The organism is Peribacillus sp. NPDC097224 (genome assembly GCF_044761985.1).
In the GTDB taxonomy this organism is placed as follows: Bacteria; Bacillota; Bacilli; order Bacillales; family DSM-1321; genus Peribacillus.
Map to the genome: position 1 here is coordinate 89,690 of NZ_JBIWDK010000001.1, position 19,126 is coordinate 108,815.

Below are 19,126 nucleotides of genomic sequence, written 5' to 3' on the forward strand. Positions count from 1 at the left end.
ATAGCCTTGAATGCTATTGCTGATAAAATTTCCAAGATAGTTGATGGAAAGAGAGTCATTGTAAAAAAACCTGAATTGCTGGCTCCTGCTGGTAATCTGGAAAAACTAAAAATCGCTGTCCATTATGGTGCAGATGCCGTATTCATTGGTGGACAGGAATATGGTCTCCGTTCGAATGCCGGAAACTTCACGTTTGAAGAAATGAAGGAAGGCGTCGAGTTCGCTAAAAAGTATGGTGCGAAAATATATGTGACTACGAATATCTATGCCCATAATGAAAATATCGATGGTCTTGAAGAATATATGGAAGGCCTTCGTGATACGGGGATTCATGGAATTATCGTGGCAGATCCATTGATCATCGAAACGTGTAAGCGTGTGGCTCCGGAAGTAGAAATTCATCTGAGCACGCAACAATCGCTTACGAACTGGAAGGCTGTCCAGTATTGGAAAGAAGAAGGTCTGGAGCGTGTCGTGCTAGCTCGTGAGACGAGTGCTGATGAAATCCGTGAAATGAAGGAAAAAGTCGACATCGAAATTGAAACCTTCATACATGGGGCAATGTGTATTGCCTATTCAGGCCGTTGCACACTTTCCAACCATATGACGGCACGTGACTCCAACCGGGGAGGATGCTGTCAGTCTTGCCGTTGGGATTATGACTTGTACGAATTGAATCAGGATGGGGAGAAAGCGTTATTCGATAAAGAAGATGCACCATTCGCGATGAGTCCGAAAGATTTGAAGTTGATCGAATCCTTGCCAGGCATGATCGAAATTGGGATTGATAGTTTAAAAGTCGAAGGCCGGATGAAATCCATTCACTACATCGCAACGGTAATCAGTGTCTACCGTAAAGTGATTGATGCGTATTGCGCAGATCCGGATCATTACGAGATTCAACCTGAATGGTTGGAAGAGCTTGATAAATGTGCAAATCGTGAGACGGCTTCATCGTTCATGGAGGGGGAAATCCCTGGGTATAAACAACAAATGTTCGGGAATCATACCGTAAAGACTCGCTTTGACTTCGCTGGATTGGTACTTGATTATAATGAGGAAACTCAAATTGCTACCTTACAGCAGCGTAACTTCTTCAAGCCTGGTGATGAGGTGGAATTCTTCGGACCCGAGATTGAGAACTTTACTCAAAAAATCGGCATTATCTGGGATGAAATGGGTAAAGAGTTGGACGCAGCACGTCATCCGCTTCAAATTGTCCGCATTCAAGTAGATAAGCCGGTATATGTGAACAATATGATGCGTAAGGAGAATTAACATGACAAGGAAAAAACCAGTAGTCATCGGAGTTACCGGTGGGTCGGGATCAGGTAAAACAAGTGTAACACGCTCAATTTTTGAATTCTTCAATGGACATTCCATCTTGATGCTCGAACAAGATTATTATTATAAAGATCAAAGCCACTTGCCGTTTGAGGAACGCTTGAAAACGAATTATGATCATCCGTTTGCATTCGATAATGACTTATTGATTGAACACATCAATGCATTATTGAAATATGAAACGATTCAGAAACCGGTTTATGATTACGCGAACCATACGCGGTCAGATGAAATCATAACGGTTGAACCACAAGACGTCATCATTCTTGAAGGAATCTTGGTATTGGAAGACCAACGCCTAAGAGACTTGATGGATATGAAGCTCTATGTGGATACAGATGCAGATTTGCGAATCCTTCGACGTATGACTCGTGATATTAAAGAGCGTGGCCGTTCCTTGGATTCTGTCATCGATCAATATATCAGCGTCGTTCGCCCGATGCATAATCAGTTCATCGAACCGACGAAACGATATGCCGATATCATCATTCCTGAAGGTGGGCAAAACCATGTGGCAATTGACCTCATGGTAACAAAAATACAAACAATCCTTGAACAAAAGTCTTTTTTGTAATAACATAGCATAAATAATGATAGGTGCCATTTTACCTCATATATATAAAAATCCCAATTATTTATAGGGAAAGACTGGACAAATGTTGGAAAACACAATAATCTATTCTTGATACAGAACGAACCGGCTGCTTAATGCAGTCGGTTTATATACTAAGGGACGGTTGTTCCGTAGTGGCATGTGATTATATATATTTTTTTTCGGGTAAGCACTTATAGAGTACATAAACTGGTCACGGCGGGATGTCAGCTGTGAAGAATTTGAAGGAGTGAAGGGTTTTGGCAATTGAAAAAGTATATCCAATGACTAACGAAGGTAAAGCGAAGTTAGAACAAGAACTAGAACATTTAAAGTCGGTTAAACGTAAAGAAGTGGTGGAAAGAATCAAAATCGCCCGTAGTTTTGGCGATCTTTCAGAGAACTCTGAGTATGATTCTGCAAAAGAAGAGCAAGCATTTGTTGAAGGTCGTATCACTACCATCGAAAACATGATTCGTAATGCTAAAATCATTGAAGACAATGATTTGAATACAGATACAGTAACTCTTGGTAAGTCTGTAACATTCATAGAACTTCCAAATGGTGATGAAGAAACGTATTCCATCGTGGGTAGCGTTGAAGCAGATCCATTCGAAGGCAAAATCTCGAATGATTCTCCCATTGCCAAAAGCTTGATTGGGAAAAAAGTTGGCGACAAAGTATCAATCCTAACGCCAGGCGGCGAAATGAGCGTCAAAATCGTTTCTATTAGCTAATAGCGTTTTCCAGGAGGATGTCCATGAGGGCATCCTCTTTTTAGTGTTTAAAAATCCGAACCTCGTCAACAATGGTAACGAGGTGTTTCTATATGAAAAAGAAACGAATGAGGATACTTGCAGTTGTCTTGGCTATGTTCATGCTGATGCTCATTGGCCGAATAGCTTATATCCAACTAGTGTCTACAGAATCCTTTTCCAAGCATGATGTGAATTTAATAGAAGCAAGTGTAAACCAACGCTCGCAAATTTTAAAGATTGACGACGGACGGGGGAAGTTTTACGACCGAAATGGCATTCCACTTGCCCATGTAGAAATCCCGACACTTGTTTTGTTTCCGTTTTTAAATAAGATGAACTGGCCTATAGATCAAGTCGCCTCCATAATCGGCAGGACGGAATGGGAACTGAGACAGTCGATCGCAGAAGCGAAAGATCCCTTTGTTTTTGGTGGGGATGACCCGATCGAGCTAACCTTGGATCAGTCCAAGGCAATCAATGAATTGAAAATCCCTGGCGTATTTGCGGTGAACGAAAAGCTATATCATGATCAAATACCCGCCGCACAATTGATTGGTACAACGAATATATCGGATGCCGAAAAGAAAAAGCGCTACCCGGATATGCAGCTTTCTGCAGATACGAAAATTGGCAATACGGGTTTACAAAGGACATTTGATGAGTTCTTACTTTCCGATGGAGAATCAAAGCTCGTATTTCATGTCGATGCCAGTGGGGGTCCGATGTTTGGCGTGGACGTAAAATATGTGGAACCTGCCAACCCTCTTTACCCTGTCAAAGTGATCACGACCATCGATAAGAGCATTCAAGAAGAAGCAGAGAAGCTCGTGGATGAGCGCGGGATTAAAAAAGGTGGACTTGTGCTGATTGATATTGAAAAAAGCGAAATTGTGGCCATGGTGTCCCGCCCCGCCCTTAATAAAAAGGACCCCAATGGCGAAGGTGCCATCAATACGATGCTCACTCAAAAAACGCCCGGATCCGTTTTTAAAACGGTAACGGCAGCAGCTGTCATCGATTACGAGGCTGCGAGCCCGACTAGAACGTTTGATTGTGATAAAACGATTGAAGGGGAAGCCGATAAACAGAGAGAGCTTGGCAGGCTGAATTTTGAGAATAGCTTTGCCCAGAGCTGTAACAGGACATTTGCCGAATTATCGAAGGAAATCGCCGTAAAGGATCCGGACTTTTTGGATAAATATGCTGAAATGTTGGGGTTGGTTGGCCAATCCGGATGGCAGGGGGATGTTTACCATACGGCCGTCACCCAGTTGTACCATGAACAAAAAGGAAAGGTATGGCATGATGAACAATTGAAAAAGGATCCGAAAATGATTGTCAAGACATCCATTGGTCAACAGGATGTCCAAACCACACCACTTGCCATTGCCAATATGATGGCGACCATTGCAAGAGGAGGGAAGAAAGAACAGGTCAAAGCAGTTTCGAAGGTAGAATTCGACAACGGCACGACGGTAGTCGACTTTCCTACACAAACAATGGCGGGAGATACAGTGAAGCCTTATACGGCGATGAAATTGCAACATCTTTTACGAAAGGTGGTCACGGAAGTGAAAGGGACCGGTGCTTCTCTAAAGAACCTTCCTGTTGAGGTCGCAGGGAAATCGGGGACTGCACAGACTAACATTGAAAAAGGGGAGCTCAATAAATGGTTTGCTGGGTATTTTCCGTATGAAAATCCCAAATATGCACTGGTTACGGTGAATTTTGAAACAAATGAAAGTAGTTCCAGCATGACGCCTCTATTTTCAGATATTGTAAATGTTCTATATAGCAAGGACCAGAATATACGCGAGAATTGACGAAAAGTGTAGGAAACCTTCCCCTTCTATCTCCAGCTGAATCATGATAGAATGAGGCTGAAAGTAAAGGTAGGGAGGAATGGATCTTGAGTTCTAGATTCAATCAGAGAGATCAAAAACGAAAATTAAATAAAATTTATAATATCGCGATTACCATCGTATCCATTCTCATTGTCATTGTGGCAGCCACGATTTTCCTTAGTGATGACGATTCCACAGAAAAAGCGACAACCGAGCCGAAACAAACCACTGAAAAACAACAGAAGAAAGCTGAGAAAACAGAGAAAAAAGAAGATGCACCAGGAGTCGAGGAAGAAGAAGCGGCTGAGGAAGATTCAGAAGCTACAGATACGACTGAGGAAGAAAAGGACAAGGATGCTGAGCTTTTAGAAGTGGAGGCAAGCGGAGATGGCAATGTCGAGAAGGCTTATACGAGTGAGGGCTGGAAACCGGTTGGTACAGAGCAATCGGGTGAACATACGACAAGCTTCGAAAAAGGTTCGGTTGACTGGAATGAAATGCGTAAGGCGATTGCCCTTGGAGCTGGTGTGGACGAAGGCAGCATGAAGTTATGGTGGTTACAAAACGGTGGATCTCCGAGTACGGCCATCGGCACTGTTTCAGATGGAAACGAATCTCAAACATATCGTGTACATATCGAGTGGGTGGACGGATCTGGATGGAGACCAGTCAAAGTGGAAGAATTGAAAGTGAATGATAAAAAGTAAGCATGAAAATCCCGAAAAGCGATGGCTTTCCGGGATTTTTTTCATTTTTTCGCTTTAAAATGAACGACGGCGCTATAGAAGCGGCGTCCTTCTTCACTGACATACATTTGGTGTGATACGGAGTGCACCTGTAGCAAAATCGCTTTGTTGATCTCAATTTGGGATTGGACTTTTTCTTCTAGGCTCTTGATGCTTTCCGCTTCGAAAAATTCAATTTTATCTTCGAATAAATTTAAATCAAGTTGAAAATCCATACTATATTCCTCCAAGGTTTTGATAGTGTTAGTGTACCATCAAATCTGGTGAAACTGCCTAAAAAATGCGAACCGTTTTTGTTTACTCTCATATTCTGTTCATAGGTATGATTATTTCTCATAAAAAGGTGATTAATATGGGCAGAGAGTTTTTGGAACTATTTGATGAATGGTCTAAATCGTATGATGAATCCGTCAAGGGACAGGATATTGAATATCAAGAGGTTTTTAAGCACTATGACAAAATATTGGATAGTGTCGCGAGCCGGTCCCGTGGTCATGTATTGGAGTTCGGGGTGGGAACGGGGAACTTGACGGAACGGATGATAAAAGCCGGTCTCACGGTATCTGGGATCGAACCATCTCCAGCCATGAGAGAAATAGCAATCAGAAAGTTACAGGATAAAACGGAAATCGTGGATGGTGATTTCATCGACTTTCCGATGCCGAAACAGGTCGATTCAATCGTTAGTACGTATGCTTTTCACCATTTAACGGATGAAGAAAAAGAAAAAGCCATTGCCAACTATGGAAAGTTACTGAATGCTGGTGGTAGAATAGTGTTTGCGGATACCATGTATCAATCAAAAGAAGCGCATGATCAAGCGATTCGGGATGCAGAGGATGCAGGCTTTCATAATTTGGCGAAGGATTTGCAAACAGAATATTACACGACGATTCCTTTTTTGGAAAAAGTGCTTGTAAAACATGGGTTCACTGTGAATTTTGAGCGTTGCAACTCATTTGTTTGGATTATGGAGGCGGAAAAAATATAGGAAGAGGTTTTTACTAATGAAGGTAGCCATAATCGGAGCAATGGAAGAAGAAGTTACGATTTTACGCGATAAATTGGAAGGGCTGGAACAGGTGACGATTGCCGGTTCGGAATTCAATACAGGGTCATTGAATGGAATCGATGTCATTTTGCTTAAATCAGGAATCGGAAAAGTGAATGCGGCCATGTCGACCGCAATCCTTTTGGAAAAGTTCAAACCGGATGCAGTCATTAATACGGGATCTGCAGGTGGATATCACCCTGATTTGAATGTCGGCGATGTCGTCATTTCAACTGAAGTGCGCCATCATGATGTGGATGTAACGATTTTTGGCTATGAATATGGTCAAGTGCCACAACTGCCTGCTGCTTTCATCCCGGATGAAAAGCTATTCACGATAGCAGAAGAAGCGGCTAAGGAAATTAAAGATATCCAAGTGGCAAAAGGATTGATCGTGACGGGTGATTCGTTCATGAATGATCCGGTTCGTGTCGAATTCGTCAGAGGTAAATTCTCTAATTTATATGCGGTAGAAATGGAAGCGGCAGCAATCGCTCAGGTTGCACATCAATTCCAGACACCGTTTGTTATTATTCGCTCGCTTTCGGATATCGCTGGCAAGGAGTCCAATGTTTCCTTTGATCAATTCCTGGAAACGGCGGCGCTTCATTCAGCAGAACTGATTCTGAAAATGGTTGAAAAAATGAAATAAGCCACAAAACAGCTAGTGATCAGCGGAAGCCATTCCGCTGATTATTCTTTATCTCCACCTTTAAACCAACTAAGCTTCTAAGAAAACTTAGAGAGGATGTCCACTATGAAGGTCATTCACAACATACATGATTTGATTGGCAAGACGCCCATGATGGAAATCACTTCTTTCACGATTCCGAATGATGTCCGGATTTATGCTAAATTGGAATTCCTCAATCCTGGGGGAAGCGTGAAGGATCGTCTTGGCCAAGAACTTTTGAAGCAAGCGTTTGCCACGGGAGCATTAAAAAGAGGTGGGACCATTATCGAACCGACCGCTGGAAATACAGGGATAGGTTTAGCCTTGGCAGCGATTAACCAGGGTGTCGATGTGGTTTTTTGTGTACCGGAGCAATTCAGTAGCGAGAAGCAGGAGCTGATGCGTGCTCTTGGGGCAAAAGTTGTGCAAACCCCCACTGAAGACGGTATGAAAGGAGCCATTGCCAAATCAAAGGAACTTCTTGCCGAAATTCCTGGTGCATACTGTCCTCAACAGTTTGCCAATCCCTCGAATCCGGAGACATATTATAAAACACTTGGTCCGGAAATTTGGGAGCAGCTCAATGGCAGGATCGATGTATTTGTTGCCGGTGCGGGAACTGGAGGAACCTTCATGGGGACATCCCGATATTTAAAAGAACAAAACCCTGCAGTCAAAACCGTCATCGTCGAACCGGAGGGATCCATCTTAAACGGCGGGAAAACGGGACCCCATAAAACGGAAGGAATCGGCATGGAGTTTTTACCCGCTTACATGGATGAGGCGTATTTTAATCAGATTCATACGATAAGCGATCAAGAGGCCTTTGCCAAGGTGAAAGAATTAGCCTTGAAAGAAGGACTGCTCGTCGGGAGTTCCTCTGGTGCTGCGTTTGCCGCGGCCTTGATGGAAGCGGAAAAGGCCCGGGCAGGTACAAATATCGTCGTCGTTTTTCCGGATTCCAGCGAGCGTTATTTAAGCAAAAATATTTATCGGGGAGGCCTATGAAGTGAGGAAGAAGACGCAATTGATTCATGGAGGCATTTTTGGCGATCAAAAAACAGGGGCCGTATCGGTGCCAATCTATCAGGTAAGCACATACAAACAGGATGGGCCTGGAAAGCACAGGGGCTATGAGTACTCCCGTACCGGCAATCCGACCCGCCATGCTCTCGAGGAATTGATCAAGGAGCTTGAAGGGGGGAAACGGGGATTTGCCTTTGGTTCCGGAATGGCGGCAATGACGGCTGTGATGATGCTCTTTAATCAAGGGGATCATGTCTTGCTGACTGATGACGTTTATGGAGGATCTTTTCGGGTGATGACAAAAATCCTGAACCGTTTTGGGCTGGAGGCCACCTTTATCGATACGAGTGATATAGACTCTATAGAAAAAGGGATTAAGCAGAATACAAAAGCGCTGTTCATTGAATCCCCGACCAATCCTTTATTGAAAATCACCGATCTTGAAGAAATAGCTAAAATAGCGAAGGCACACAGCCTGCTAACCATTGTGGATAATACGTTCAGTACTCCATATTGGCAAAATCCGCTTACGCTCGGGGCAGATATCGTTCTCCATAGTGCAACGAAGTATCTTGGGGGCCACAGTGACGTTGTGGCTGGTCTTGCCGTCGTGAATGACGAAAAACTAGGGGAAGACCTTCACTTTGTCCAGAACTCCACAGGAGGCGTGCTGGGGCCTCAAGATTCCTGGTTGTTGATGCGCGGAATGAAAACACTCGGCATTCGAATGGAAGAACACGAAAGGAACACCTTGGCAATTGTCCGTTTCCTGACCGGGCATGAATCGATTTCAAAGGTGTATTATCCAGGCCTCGTCAATCATCCCAACCATGAAATTGCCAAAAAGCAATCCCGGGGTTTTGGTGGCATGGTCTCATTCGATGTCGGCAGTGGTGCAAAGGCAGAACGGGTGCTTCAAAAAATGAAATACTTCACCCTTGCCGAAAGCCTTGGGGCAGTGGAGAGCCTCATTTCGGTTCCGGCCTTGATGACTCATGCCTCGATTCCAGCCGAACGACGCGCAACCTTAGGCATCACGGATGGATTAATCCGAATATCCGTAGGACTTGAAGATGTGGAAGACCTCTTGGAAGATCTAGAACAGGCGCTAGAAGGATAGAACCATCACCCACACAGCTGCCTGCCATTATTTACACCCAACCATTTGGAATTAATATGGTAGAATGAGATATAGATTGTTTACTAGAAGAAAGAAGGGGTGAATGGGATGAAAAACCGTAAAAATCAAACGGCGTCTGCTCTACGTTCCAAAATGGCGGATTTTAAACAATTTGCGATCACCTTATTATGTGTAGGAGCGTTCTTTTATTTAGGAACGATACTGCCTACAACCGGAAAAACGAACCTTTCCACCAATGTCTATATGGGAGCGACTGTACTCTTCCTCGGTTTGTCCATCCTCTTTTTCCTTATATCCAAAAAATATAAAAAAATCTTGGACGAAAGCGATGACCAAGATTTTTTACAACAATAGCAATCAAGCCTGATTCTCCTAGTGTAACTGGGGAATCAGGCTTTTTTTATGACCTTATGTTCTGGAATAGAAAAAATTTCTAAAAATTACAAAAAGTCTATTTACAAAACGTTATTTATTGGATATACTTACCAAATAATATTCCAAAGGAGGTCGAAGAAGATGAGAACTTATTTACTTGAAATCAACATTAAGCTGATTAGCTGGATCTTGCCAACAAACAATCATATACTATTCGACCTGTGCCATGCGGAATATTCTTAAAGCAAATGGGCTTTATTAATCATTCAGACATAATGGCCGCAGGGAGAATCCTTTTACCCTGCGGCCTTTTTATATTTTTTAAAATCCCGCAGGAGGAAGGAACTTTCTGCGGCCTTTTTATGCCTTTTTGGTAAGCCGCCCCCTTAAAGGAGGTGATATTATGACACTGAATATGCTGTTTTTTACAATCACGATCAAAATGAGGAAAATGACTGCTGAGGAATGTTTGCAAGAAGATAGAATCAGGAAATTACGTGAGCAACACCTAGATAAAGCAATGAGGCATCGTCCTTTTTTCTAATCTAAGGGGCACGTAGGAAATATTAAAATGAAAGGTGGAGATCAATATGATTAAATGGGCTATTATAAAAGGGGAAAAGTGTTGCTACTGGCAGGAGAAGGATACCGGCTAACGAAGGTAAGGCAATCTTCACAGTATCGCCATGGATTGTATGAAAAGTGTTCATAATAGCAGCGGTCGGCAATCACATAAACGTGGTAAATTGAAGATAGGTTCAATTATAAGGAGTGATTCAGAATGTTCTCAATCGTAATGGTACTGGTTGTTACGACTGTCATTGGAACAGTAATCGCTGTAAATGTTTCTGTCGATGCCGATAAACCGCTGCACAGCATCATGGACTATGTAAAATAGAAAAAACTCGGCACTTGGCCGAGTTTTTTCTATTTTAACAGCATGGCCCCGGTCCTCCGCAGCCCCCGAATCCGAATCCACCAGGAATGAACCAGAATCCGAATAACAGCAGTAAGATGACGAGGACGACGATCAAGGCGATTCCAAGACCGAATCCACCTCCGCCATAACAAGGTGCTGGGCATGGAGCACCGTAATTATATCCGTATGGTCCATAGCCGTATCCCATACAAATCCCTCCCTTCCGCTTAAATTCCCTATCATTATATGTAAGTTTGTCTATGTTTGATTGGGATTTTAAAAGGAGAATTCTTGAATGATTTCCCTCCCACATTTTCTATTAATCGCTTAGGTGCTTTTGTGGGCATCTTTTAGACAGGTTCATCAATCCTTGAATCCTAAAATCATGGATATTCCAGAGAATATCCATGCAGGTAGACACTCTCTAGCAACGTAATGAACCAAGCGGAGGATTTCTTTTTGTGGTACAGACAAGAACAAGCCCACAACCGCATAGGTATGGATAAGGAAACACCCAATGAGGCGGGAGGATGAAACCAATGCCTGGAATACTTACTGCAGTCGGTTATCTCATCAAGGAATTTTACTTATTAGTTTCCTATGTGAAAAATAATGCTTTTCCCCAGCCATTATCTTCACAAGATGAGAAGAAGTATCTGAAGCTTATGAGTGAAGGGGATGGGGAAGCCCGTAATATTCTCATCGAGCATAATCTTAGGCTAGTGGCCCATATCGTCAAGAAATTCGAGAATACCGGTGAAGATACTGAAGATCTGATATCAATCGGGACCATAGGATTGATAAAGGCTATTGAAAGCTATTCCGACGGTAAAGGCACGAAGCTTGCCACTTACGCAGCACGTTGTATTGAAAATGAAATCCTGATGCATTTACGGGCAACAAAAAAAACGAAAAAGGATATTTCCCTGCATGATCCAATCGGTCAAGATAAAGAAGGAAATGAAATCAGTTTAATTGATGTATTGAAATCAGAATCAGAGGATGTCATTGACACGATTCAGCTTAATATGGAAATAGAAAAAGTGAAGAAGTATATTGGTGTTTTGGATGAGCGTGAAAAGGAAGTCATCGTTGGAAGGTTTGGACTAGATTTAAAGAAAGAGAAGACGCAAAGAGAGATTGCTAAAGAACTGGGCATATCTCGTAGCTATGTATCAAGGATTGAAAAGCGTGCCTTGATGAAGATGTTCCATGAATTTTATCGTGCGGAGAAAGAGAAGGAAAAGAAGGCCAAAGATAATGGGATGTAAAACGAAGAGAGTGCGGATTCTTGCTTCCGCACTCTCTTCGTTTTTTTATTTATTGCGAATCAGGTCTGCAAAGGCATGGTAGATTTCAATGCCCTGGAACAGAAATAGACGTGATGCAGTTAACGAAAAGATTCCAATCATGATTAGGCGGAACCACATATCCATCACTCCTCGATTTTTTTTGTAAAATCAGTGAGTGAGAGAAGCTATGTAATTCGCCTGATAAAAGACAGGATTGAAAAAACGTCGGCGGAAGGCAGAGAGGAAATAAAGGAATCGGAATATCCATGATTCTTTCACTAGCAAAACGATGAGGATTAGGCTGACTTTCAAGAAAGGTATCAGTGCAAACTTCTTCTCGATTTTCTTCAAAAGGTGTACGTCATGGCCCTCTTCAAGGGTCAATGGAGTATGCTGCTGGTAGGAATGGGGCAGTGTCCAGAGGAGAAGGGCAATGACTGAAAAGTGGATAATGAACTTCAAAAAGGACCACCAACTTTTCGATTAATACGTACATCAATCATATCATGCTTATAAAATGGAAAGCGGGAAAACAATTAGACAAAAATCTACTTAATCTCCCTTATGAATAGGAAAAAATGGATGGACCCTCTATAATGGTGTTGTTGATAATAAGGAGGGAATTATGTATGGGATATTCTTTAACGTGGGATTTGGATGTCTTTTTTAAAGGGGGAAGCTCTTCAGCGGAATTTCTGCTCCTAATGGATGAAATCAAACAAGAAGTGACGGAATTGGATCAAGCTGTGTGTCTGTTGAATTCAGAGGGTAGTGAAAAGACTTTGATCAAGGCTATCGATCTATACAAAGTCACCAAAATGAAAATGGAACAAGCAGGGGCTTTTATCGGTTGCCTTGAGGCCCAAAATGTTCAGGATAAAAAAGCAGGTCAGTTAAGGGTCAAACTGATGAAGGTGGAAGCATCCTTGAAAGTCGCTTTAAGTAAACTGGATGAAAAACTGGTCCAGTTTAATGATGATTGGTTCGAGAATGTCCTCAAGAAAGAACCGTTGAATGAACTGGCCTATGTATTGAATGAGCGTCGAGACCGTGCTAAAGAGAAACTTTCAGTCCAGGAAGAGTCGCTGATCACCCAGTTGTCCATGGACGGATTTGAAGGATGGAGCCAAATGTATGATACGCTCGTAGGTTCGATGACGGTTCCGTTTAAAGGGGAAGAGCTTTCTATCGGTCAGGCGGCAAATAAATTTTCCAGTCCGGACCAAAGTGTCCGAAACGAATTATTTACAGCTTGGGAACGTGCATGGGAAGAAAAGGGTGAACTGTTTGCAAGGACCTTGAATCATTTGGCGGGCTTTCGGATTAGCGTGAATGAAAAAAGGGGCTGGAACGATATTTTGAAGGAACCCCTGGAAATCTGCAGGATGAAGAAAGAGACGCTTGAAAGCATGTGGCAGGTCATAGCTGACAATAAAGAACCACTTGTGCGGTTTTTACATAGAAAGGCTGAAATGCTTGAAGTGGGAAAACTGAGTTGGGCTGACTTGGATGCACCTATTGCTGTTACGGCCACATCGAAAGTAATGGAGTATCAAGAAGGGGCAGACTTCATTATCGGACAATTCTCGAAATTCGGAAGTCAATTGGCGGATTTCACCCAAAAGGCATTCAAAGACAGCTGGATTGAAGCGGAGGATAGACCAGGCAAGAGACCAGGCGGTTTTTGTACCGGCTTCCCACTGGATCATCAATCCCGGATATTTATGACCTATTCGGGAACGCCTTCGAATGTATCGACATTGGCCCATGAGTTGGGACATGCCTTCCATTCCCATGTGATGGGGAATATCCATCCATTAAATCGCTCATATGCCATGAACGTGGCTGAAACAGCTTCTACATTCGCTGAGATGGTCGTAGCTGATGCAGCTTTGAAAGAAGCATCCAGTGAGGAGGAGAAGCTGATTCTTCTAGAAGATAAAATTCAGCGCTCCGTGGCGTTATTAATGAATATCCATGCCCGTTTTCTATTTGAATCTAGGTTTTATGAGGAAAGAAAACAAGGATATGTAAGTGCTGAGCGTTTAAATGAGCTGATGGTTGATGCTCAGAAAGAGGCATATGGGGATGCGTTAGATGAGTATCACCCGACATTCTGGGCCTCGAAGCTTCACTTTTATATCACCGATGTTCCATTTTATAATTTCCCGTACACATTCGGTTACCTATTTTCGTTAGGTATCTATGCGAAAGCTCTGAATGAACCTGCTGGATTCGAAGAGAAGTATATCGCCCTGCTTCAGGATACAGGTTCGATGAATGTGGAATCCTTGGCTAAGAAGCATTTGGGTGTCGATATAACCACACGAGGTTTTTGGCAAGAAGCGGTTTCTACCTGTATGCAGGATGTTGAGGAATTTATGCGTTTGACGGATCCACTTGTTCGAAAGGCATGAAGCGGAAAATTGCAAAAAAAAGGGTGCCCGATTAGGGCGCCCGCTTCCTTCAGCAATTAAACTTTTCTCAATTTAAATGGACTGATCATAAGTAAAGATAATAGAATCATAAGAAATAAGAAAAAGACCGGGTGAAAATAAGGAATCGCCAGGTAGCTAAGTGTGGCCACGCAGCCAACGACGGTAATCGGTACGCCGGTAAAATATCCATTATTCTCACTTATATTGAAGCGTGCAAGGCGGTATGCTCCGCAACCAATATAAAAAACAGTTAAAAATGTTCCTGGGGCACCGAATTCTATTAATATTCCTTGGTATAATAGTAGAGCGGGTGCGACTCCAAAAGAAATAATATCACACATGGAATCAAGCTCTTTACCTAATTCCGATTCAATGTTAAACTTCCTCGCAACCATACCATCAAATCGATCTGCTAGGGCAGCCAGGAAAATTAAAAGCAAGCTAAGATTTAATTGGTCGTGTATCACGGCTATTATGGCAAATCCACCGAGGGATAAGTTCATTAGAGTTATAATATTGGCTGTTTGGGTTTTCAATTTCTTTATGGTTTGATCTAGGGCATGTAATAAAAACATCTTTTCCCTCCCTTCAAAAAAAGCAAAATAAAGTAAAGAATAGTAAACATAAGTATTTATTATATAATAATATTGGAATGAACGCAATTTATGCAAGTGCTTTTTGAATTTTTTAACAAGTTGGAGTGGTATAGTTGTATCAAACATTTTATCGTATTCTTATAGAACTCACGAATGGAAGAGTATCTTCAGGCCTATTAAAACAGTTCAGCCAATCACGATGGAGTAGGCCCTTGATTCCTCTATATGTGAAAAAATTCAACCTTGATCAACAAGAGTTCAACAATGACATGAATGCCTATACGAATTTGCATGATTTATTTACAAGGCAGCTAAAACAGGGGACGAGACCGGTTACGACCGACAGCTCTGCGGTGGCGTGTCCGGTCGATGGCGTTCTCGAGGACGCGGGAGAAATTCGTACTGATAAAAAAATCGTCCTTAAGGGAAAGGTATATTCTATGGAAGAAATGGTGGGGGATGCCCTGTTTCTAGAAAAATACCTAGGCGGTAAATATCTCGTGTTATACTTAAGCCCGAGCCATTATCATAGGATTCATGCGCCCATTTCCGGTTCTGTAATCAAAAGGTGGACACTTGGGAAAAAGTCATACCCTGTCAATAAATGGGGGATGAAGTATGGTAAGGAGCCCTTGGCCAAAAATTATCGTACGATTACAGAATTACAAAGCGAGGAAGGGTGCATAACCATGGTCAAGGTCGGCGCCATGTTTATCAATTCCATCGTCATCACGGATGATTCAAGGCAATTGAAAAAAGGACAGGAATTCTCTTATTTCAGTTTCGGTTCAACCGTCGTTCTGCTCTTTGAAAAGGATCGCTTTAGACTCGCCGAAAGCTTATCCGTTCCTGCTGATGTCAGGGTCGGTGAAACGATTGGACATTTGGCGGCCAAGCAAGAAGGGGTATGAAAATAAAAAGGCTAACAGGATTTGTCAGCCTATGTATCCCATATTAAAATAATGAGCGAATTCTATGTGTTAAGGACCTTCGATGGATTTCTGTTTCAATTAGACGGATGAAATCAGAGCTCAGCTTTAAATTCCTTGCTTTAAAATAGGATTCAAGCAACAAATCATCGGATAGTTTTTGCATTAGAACGCCATTTACGGCTGCCACCTCCAGTTGGAATGCGAGGAATACTTTGCATTTCTAGACATATATTATTAAGTCATCTTTGGTGTACCCCTACTGTATCAGAAATAAACTTGGAGAACAATCGTTCTGTTATCCACAACCAAAAGTGGATAACCTGTGGTTAAGTTGTTTACAAAGTAAGTGAGATGTTACATATCAGTATGGAAAATGTTAGTAAAGTTATCCACAGGTTGGTTGTAGGCAATATTTGTCGAAAACTATTGGTAATTTTTAGGGTGACTCATGGATTCAAGTTATCGATTTCTTTAGCTTGTTGGAAAAATGCCTTTTCATATTAGAAAACATACATTATGATGTTTCTTTACGATTAGCCCTTCTTTCACGAATTTTTTGAAAGTAAGCCGAAAATTCGATATGATAGAGACGGTAAATTTCAAAGAAAATACAGAGGTGTCAGTATGCTTAAATTATTTTTGCCGAGTGAACATGTTCAAAGCATTTTTGATATAGATCCTGAAAAGTTGAAAGAAAAGGGAATAAAAGGAGTGATCACTGATTTAGATAATACATTGGTGGAGTGGGATAGGCCCACCGCTACCCCTGAATTGATTATCTGGATCGATAAATTACGGGCCCACGGGATTTTAGTGACGATTGTATCGAATAATAATGAGAAACGCGTTCGTTCTTTTTCCGACCCCCTTCAGATTCCCTTTATTCATCAGGCGAGAAAACCGATGGCAAGAGCCTTCCATAAAGCACGGAAGGCAATGGGCTTGAAGTTGGAAGAGACGGTAGTAATCGGAGATCAGCTGATGACGGATGTATTGGGAGGAAATAGGGGAGGATTCCATACGATCCTCGTCGTACCGGTCGCACAAACGGATGAATTCAGAACGAAAATTAACCGCTATTTCGAAAGAAAGATCATGGCGTTCTTTAAACGAAAAGGAATGATAGAATGGGAGGAACACAATTGAACAGCCAACAAGAATTAGTATGCATCGGGTGCGGTGTGACAGTCCAGTCAGAACATCCCAAGGAATTGGGCTATGCCCCTCAATCCGCACTGGAAAAAGAAAGCATCATTTGTCAGCGTTGCTTTAAATTAAAACATTATAATGAGGTTCAAGATGTTTCTTTAACGGACGATGACTTTTTGAAAATCTTGAATAAAGTGGGAGAAACCGATTCTTTGATTGTTAAAATCGTCGATATCTTCGATTTCAATGGAAGTTGGTTGCCTGGATTGCACCGATTTGTCGGACATAATGACGTACTATTGATTGGAAACAAGGTAGACTTGCTTCCAAAATCGGTAAAGCCGAATAAACTGATTAATTGGATGAAGAAATCTTCGAAGGAATTGGGATTGAATCCAGTCGATGTCCTGCTTGTCAGTGCAGAAAAGGGAAAACATATCCTTGAAGCGGCTGATGCGATAGAAAAATATCGGAATGGTAAGGACGTATATGTCGTCGGTTGTACGAACGTCGGGAAATCAACTTTCATCAATCGCCTTATTAAAGAAGTGAGCGGTGAAGGGGATATCATCACGACTTCGCATTTCCCTGGAACGACTTTGGATATGATTGAGATCCCGTTGGATGACGGACAAGCTTTGATTGATACACCAGGAATCATCAACCACCATCAAATGGCCCACTATGTTGATACACGTGATTTCAAGGTTATCATGCCGAAGAAGGAAATCAAACCGAGGGTTTATCAGTTGAATGAAGCTCAAACGTTGTTTTTTGGCGGATTGGCTCGTTTGGATTATGTATCAGGAGGCAGACGCTCTCTGACATGTTATCTTTCCAATGAATTGAACATTCACCGTACGAAATTGGAGAAAGCGGATGAATTATATAAGAATCATGCTGGAGAAATGCTGACGCCTCCACGTCCGGCTCAATTGGAAGAATTCCCGAAATTGATTCCGCATGAGTTTACTTTAAAAGAAGGTAAAATGGATATTGTGTTTTCAGGTCTTGGCTGGGTTACAGTCAATGAACCAGGAGCAAAGGTCATTGCGCATGTACCGAAAGGCGTTAACGTAATCGTCCGTAAATCATTAATCTAATCCATAGGGGAAGGGATTCCATGAAGAAGATATTTGGTGTAATAGGGGATCCAATTGCTCATTCGATGTCTCCGGACATTCATAATGATGCTTTTGAAAAAGAAAATATACAGGCCGTTTATCATCATTTTCATGTCAAACCAGATAGTTTGCCTGATGCGATAAAAGGCATGAAAGCCCTTGGTGTATCAGGGTTTAACATAACGATTCCACATAAGACCCCAGTCATACCCCTACTCGATGAGGTAGACGAATTGGCGCTTGCCATCGGGGCAGTAAATACAGTTTTTAACGAAAAAGGCGGCTTTATAGGGTATAATACAGACGGAATAGGATTTTATAGATCTTTATGCGATGAAATATCAGGTGACATTAAGGCTAAAAAAACGTTAGTGATCGGAGCGGGCGGTGCTGCACGTGCCATTTACTTTACCCTTGTTAAAGAAGGGGTAAAGCAAGTTGATATCGCGAACCGGACGAAGGACCGGGCAGCCCACCTTGTTTCTGATTGCCCATATGATAAAGAATCAAAGGCGCTCACGATTGACGAGGCGGAACAAAGCTTATCACAATATGATTTGATCATCCAAACAACATCTTGCGGGATGAGTCCGAAGTTGGATCAATCCCCAATGAAGTTAGACCAGCTTAAGGCCGGTGCATTTGTCAGTGACATTATCTATAATCCTTTGCAAACGCAGTTTCTACGTGAAGCCAAGGAAAAAGGAGCGGTAACGCTTAATGGACTTGGCATGTTCGTCAACCAAGCTGCGTATGCTTTCGAGATTTGGACCGGAATCAAGCCGGACACAACAAGAATGACAGATATTGTCTTGAACAAACTAGGAGGTAACACATGTTAACAGGAAAGCAGAAAAGATTTTTACGTTCAAAGGCCCATCATCTAAATCCAATTTTCCAAGTTGGAAAAGGCGGGGTCAATGACAATCTCATCAAGCAAATTGGTGAGGCGCTAGAAGTACGCGAATTGATTAAAGTGAGCATTCTGCAAAACTGTGATGAGGAACGTAATGAAGTAGGACGTGCTTTATCAAAAGGTGCAAGAGCTGAATTGGTTCAAATTATCGGTAATACAATCGTATTATATAAAGAATCAAGAGAAAACAAACAAATTAAATTACCGTAA

General features: G+C 42.1%; 23 protein-coding genes. 18 read left to right on the plus strand and 5 right to left on the minus strand.

Annotation, left to right across the window (positions count from 1 at the left end; genetic code table 11):
- The first annotated feature begins 6 nt into the window (after nucleotides 1-6).
- The 5 genes from ACIQXR_RS00430 to ACIQXR_RS00450 all read left to right on the plus strand — a co-directional run bounded on the left by ACIQXR_RS00430 (nucleotide 7) and on the right by ACIQXR_RS00450 (nucleotide 5,245).
- Nucleotides 7-1,278 carry a peptidase U32 family protein gene (locus ACIQXR_RS00430; protein ID WP_402869687.1) on the plus strand — a complete coding sequence of 424 codons (1,272 nt, stop codon included), beginning with the start codon at nucleotides 7-9 and terminating at the stop codon, nucleotides 1,276-1,278.
- A 1-nt stretch (nucleotide 1,279) separates the two neighbouring features.
- A complete protein-coding gene (gene udk, locus ACIQXR_RS00435; RefSeq protein WP_402869685.1) occupies nucleotides 1,280-1,918 on the plus strand; it encodes a uridine kinase in 639 nt (212 codons plus the stop codon).
- A 278-nt stretch (nucleotides 1,919-2,196) separates the two neighbouring features.
- Complete coding sequence (greA, locus tag ACIQXR_RS00440) at nucleotides 2,197-2,673, plus strand: transcription elongation factor GreA (protein WP_402869683.1); 477 nt, start codon at nucleotides 2,197-2,199, stop codon at nucleotides 2,671-2,673.
- Nucleotides 2,674-2,765: 92 nt separating this feature from the next.
- Nucleotides 2,766-4,517: a peptidoglycan D,D-transpeptidase FtsI family protein gene (locus ACIQXR_RS00445; RefSeq protein ID WP_402869681.1), complete on the plus strand. Its 1,752-nt coding sequence runs from the start codon at nucleotides 2,766-2,768 to the stop codon at nucleotides 4,515-4,517.
- An 86-nt stretch (nucleotides 4,518-4,603) separates the two neighbouring features.
- Nucleotides 4,604-5,245, plus strand: coding sequence for a YrrS family protein (locus ACIQXR_RS00450; RefSeq protein WP_402869679.1), 642 nt, complete (start codon nucleotides 4,604-4,606; stop codon nucleotides 5,243-5,245).
- A 41-nt stretch (nucleotides 5,246-5,286) separates the two neighbouring features.
- Here the strand turns inward: ACIQXR_RS00450 and ACIQXR_RS00455 are convergent, their stop codons facing one another.
- Nucleotides 5,287-5,499: a DUF2536 family protein gene (locus ACIQXR_RS00455; protein WP_402869677.1), complete on the minus strand. Its 213-nt coding sequence runs from the start codon at nucleotides 5,497-5,499 to the stop codon at nucleotides 5,287-5,289.
- Between the two features lie 137 nt (nucleotides 5,500-5,636).
- Here ACIQXR_RS00455 and ACIQXR_RS00460 point away from each other — a divergent pair, with 137 nt between their 5' ends.
- The 6 genes from ACIQXR_RS00460 (at nucleotide 5,637) to ACIQXR_RS00485 (ending at nucleotide 10,094) form a co-directional block, all read left to right on the plus strand.
- On the plus strand, nucleotides 5,637-6,275 hold the full coding sequence (locus ACIQXR_RS00460) for a class I SAM-dependent DNA methyltransferase (protein ID WP_402869675.1): 639 nt from the start codon (nucleotides 5,637-5,639) through the stop codon (nucleotides 6,273-6,275).
- A 16-nt stretch (nucleotides 6,276-6,291) separates the two neighbouring features.
- Nucleotides 6,292-6,987, plus strand: coding sequence for a 5'-methylthioadenosine/S-adenosylhomocysteine nucleosidase (gene mtnN / locus ACIQXR_RS00465; protein ID WP_402869673.1), 696 nt, complete (start codon nucleotides 6,292-6,294; stop codon nucleotides 6,985-6,987).
- A 105-nt stretch (nucleotides 6,988-7,092) separates the two neighbouring features.
- A complete protein-coding gene (locus tag ACIQXR_RS00470; RefSeq protein WP_402869671.1) occupies nucleotides 7,093-8,016 on the plus strand; it encodes a PLP-dependent cysteine synthase family protein in 924 nt (307 codons plus the stop codon).
- Nucleotide 8,017: 1 nt separating this feature from the next.
- Nucleotides 8,018-9,154 (plus strand): bifunctional cystathionine gamma-lyase/homocysteine desulfhydrase, encoded by a 1,137-nt coding sequence (locus tag ACIQXR_RS00475; protein WP_402869669.1) that lies wholly within the window; start codon nucleotides 8,018-8,020, stop codon nucleotides 9,152-9,154.
- A gap of 108 nt (nucleotides 9,155-9,262) precedes the next feature.
- On the plus strand, nucleotides 9,263-9,529 hold the full coding sequence (locus ACIQXR_RS00480) for a YrhC family protein (protein ID WP_402869667.1): 267 nt from the start codon (nucleotides 9,263-9,265) through the stop codon (nucleotides 9,527-9,529).
- A gap of 424 nt (nucleotides 9,530-9,953) precedes the next feature.
- Entirely contained in the window at nucleotides 9,954-10,094 is a 141-nt protein-coding gene (locus tag ACIQXR_RS00485) for a YrzI family small protein (protein WP_402958356.1), read from the plus strand.
- Between the two features lie 388 nt (nucleotides 10,095-10,482).
- Here ACIQXR_RS00485 and ACIQXR_RS00490 read toward each other — a convergent pair whose 3' ends face one another.
- A complete protein-coding gene (locus tag ACIQXR_RS00490; RefSeq protein ID WP_402869663.1) occupies nucleotides 10,483-10,677 on the minus strand; it encodes a sporulation protein YjcZ in 195 nt (64 codons plus the stop codon).
- Between the two features lie 331 nt (nucleotides 10,678-11,008).
- Here ACIQXR_RS00490 and sigK point away from each other — a divergent pair, with 331 nt between their 5' ends.
- Entirely contained in the window at nucleotides 11,009-11,740 is a 732-nt protein-coding gene (sigK, locus tag ACIQXR_RS00495; RefSeq protein WP_402869661.1) for an RNA polymerase sporulation sigma factor SigK, read from the plus strand.
- A gap of 189 nt (nucleotides 11,741-11,929) precedes the next feature.
- On the opposite strand, the gene ACIQXR_RS00500 is transcribed toward sigK, so the two are convergent.
- On the minus strand, nucleotides 11,930-12,223 hold the full coding sequence (locus ACIQXR_RS00500; protein WP_402869659.1) for a hypothetical protein: 294 nt from the start codon (nucleotides 12,221-12,223) through the stop codon (nucleotides 11,930-11,932).
- 167 nt (nucleotides 12,224-12,390) lie between these two features.
- On the opposite strand from ACIQXR_RS00500, the gene ACIQXR_RS00505 reads away from it, so the two are divergent.
- Nucleotides 12,391-14,178: a M3 family oligoendopeptidase gene (locus ACIQXR_RS00505; RefSeq protein ID WP_402869657.1), complete on the plus strand. Its 1,788-nt coding sequence runs from the start codon at nucleotides 12,391-12,393 to the stop codon at nucleotides 14,176-14,178.
- A gap of 56 nt (nucleotides 14,179-14,234) precedes the next feature.
- Here ACIQXR_RS00505 and pssA read toward each other — a convergent pair whose 3' ends face one another.
- Nucleotides 14,235-14,774: a CDP-diacylglycerol--serine O-phosphatidyltransferase gene (pssA, locus tag ACIQXR_RS00510; RefSeq protein WP_402869655.1), complete on the minus strand. Its 540-nt coding sequence runs from the start codon at nucleotides 14,772-14,774 to the stop codon at nucleotides 14,235-14,237.
- Nucleotides 14,775-14,908: 134 nt separating this feature from the next.
- On the opposite strand from pssA, the gene ACIQXR_RS00515 reads away from it, so the two are divergent.
- Nucleotides 14,909-15,706 carry a phosphatidylserine decarboxylase gene (locus ACIQXR_RS00515; protein ID WP_402869653.1) on the plus strand — a complete coding sequence of 266 codons (798 nt, stop codon included), beginning with the start codon at nucleotides 14,909-14,911 and terminating at the stop codon, nucleotides 15,704-15,706.
- Nucleotides 15,707-15,749: 43 nt separating this feature from the next.
- On the opposite strand, the gene ACIQXR_RS00520 is transcribed toward ACIQXR_RS00515, so the two are convergent.
- Nucleotides 15,750-15,890 (minus strand): sporulation histidine kinase inhibitor Sda, encoded by a 141-nt coding sequence (locus ACIQXR_RS00520; protein WP_402869651.1) that lies wholly within the window; start codon nucleotides 15,888-15,890, stop codon nucleotides 15,750-15,752.
- A gap of 461 nt (nucleotides 15,891-16,351) precedes the next feature.
- Here ACIQXR_RS00520 and ACIQXR_RS00525 point away from each other — a divergent pair, with 461 nt between their 5' ends.
- Genes ACIQXR_RS00525 through yhbY form a run of 4 tightly spaced genes read left to right on the plus strand, consistent with a single transcriptional unit; the run spans nucleotide 16,352 to nucleotide 19,126 of the window.
- Nucleotides 16,352-16,873 carry a YqeG family HAD IIIA-type phosphatase gene (locus ACIQXR_RS00525; protein WP_402869649.1) on the plus strand — a complete coding sequence of 174 codons (522 nt, stop codon included), beginning with the start codon at nucleotides 16,352-16,354 and terminating at the stop codon, nucleotides 16,871-16,873.
- Complete coding sequence (gene yqeH / locus ACIQXR_RS00530) at nucleotides 16,870-17,979, plus strand: ribosome biogenesis GTPase YqeH (protein ID WP_402869647.1); 1,110 nt, start codon at nucleotides 16,870-16,872, stop codon at nucleotides 17,977-17,979. The genes ACIQXR_RS00525 and yqeH overlap by 4 nt, the downstream gene beginning before the upstream one ends.
- A 20-nt stretch (nucleotides 17,980-17,999) precedes the next feature.
- Nucleotides 18,000-18,842: a shikimate dehydrogenase gene (gene aroE / locus ACIQXR_RS00535; protein ID WP_402869645.1), complete on the plus strand. Its 843-nt coding sequence runs from the start codon at nucleotides 18,000-18,002 to the stop codon at nucleotides 18,840-18,842.
- Nucleotides 18,836-19,126, plus strand: coding sequence for a ribosome assembly RNA-binding protein YhbY (gene yhbY, locus ACIQXR_RS00540; RefSeq protein ID WP_402869643.1), 291 nt, complete (start codon nucleotides 18,836-18,838; stop codon nucleotides 19,124-19,126). Before aroE ends, yhbY begins: the two co-directional genes overlap by 7 nt.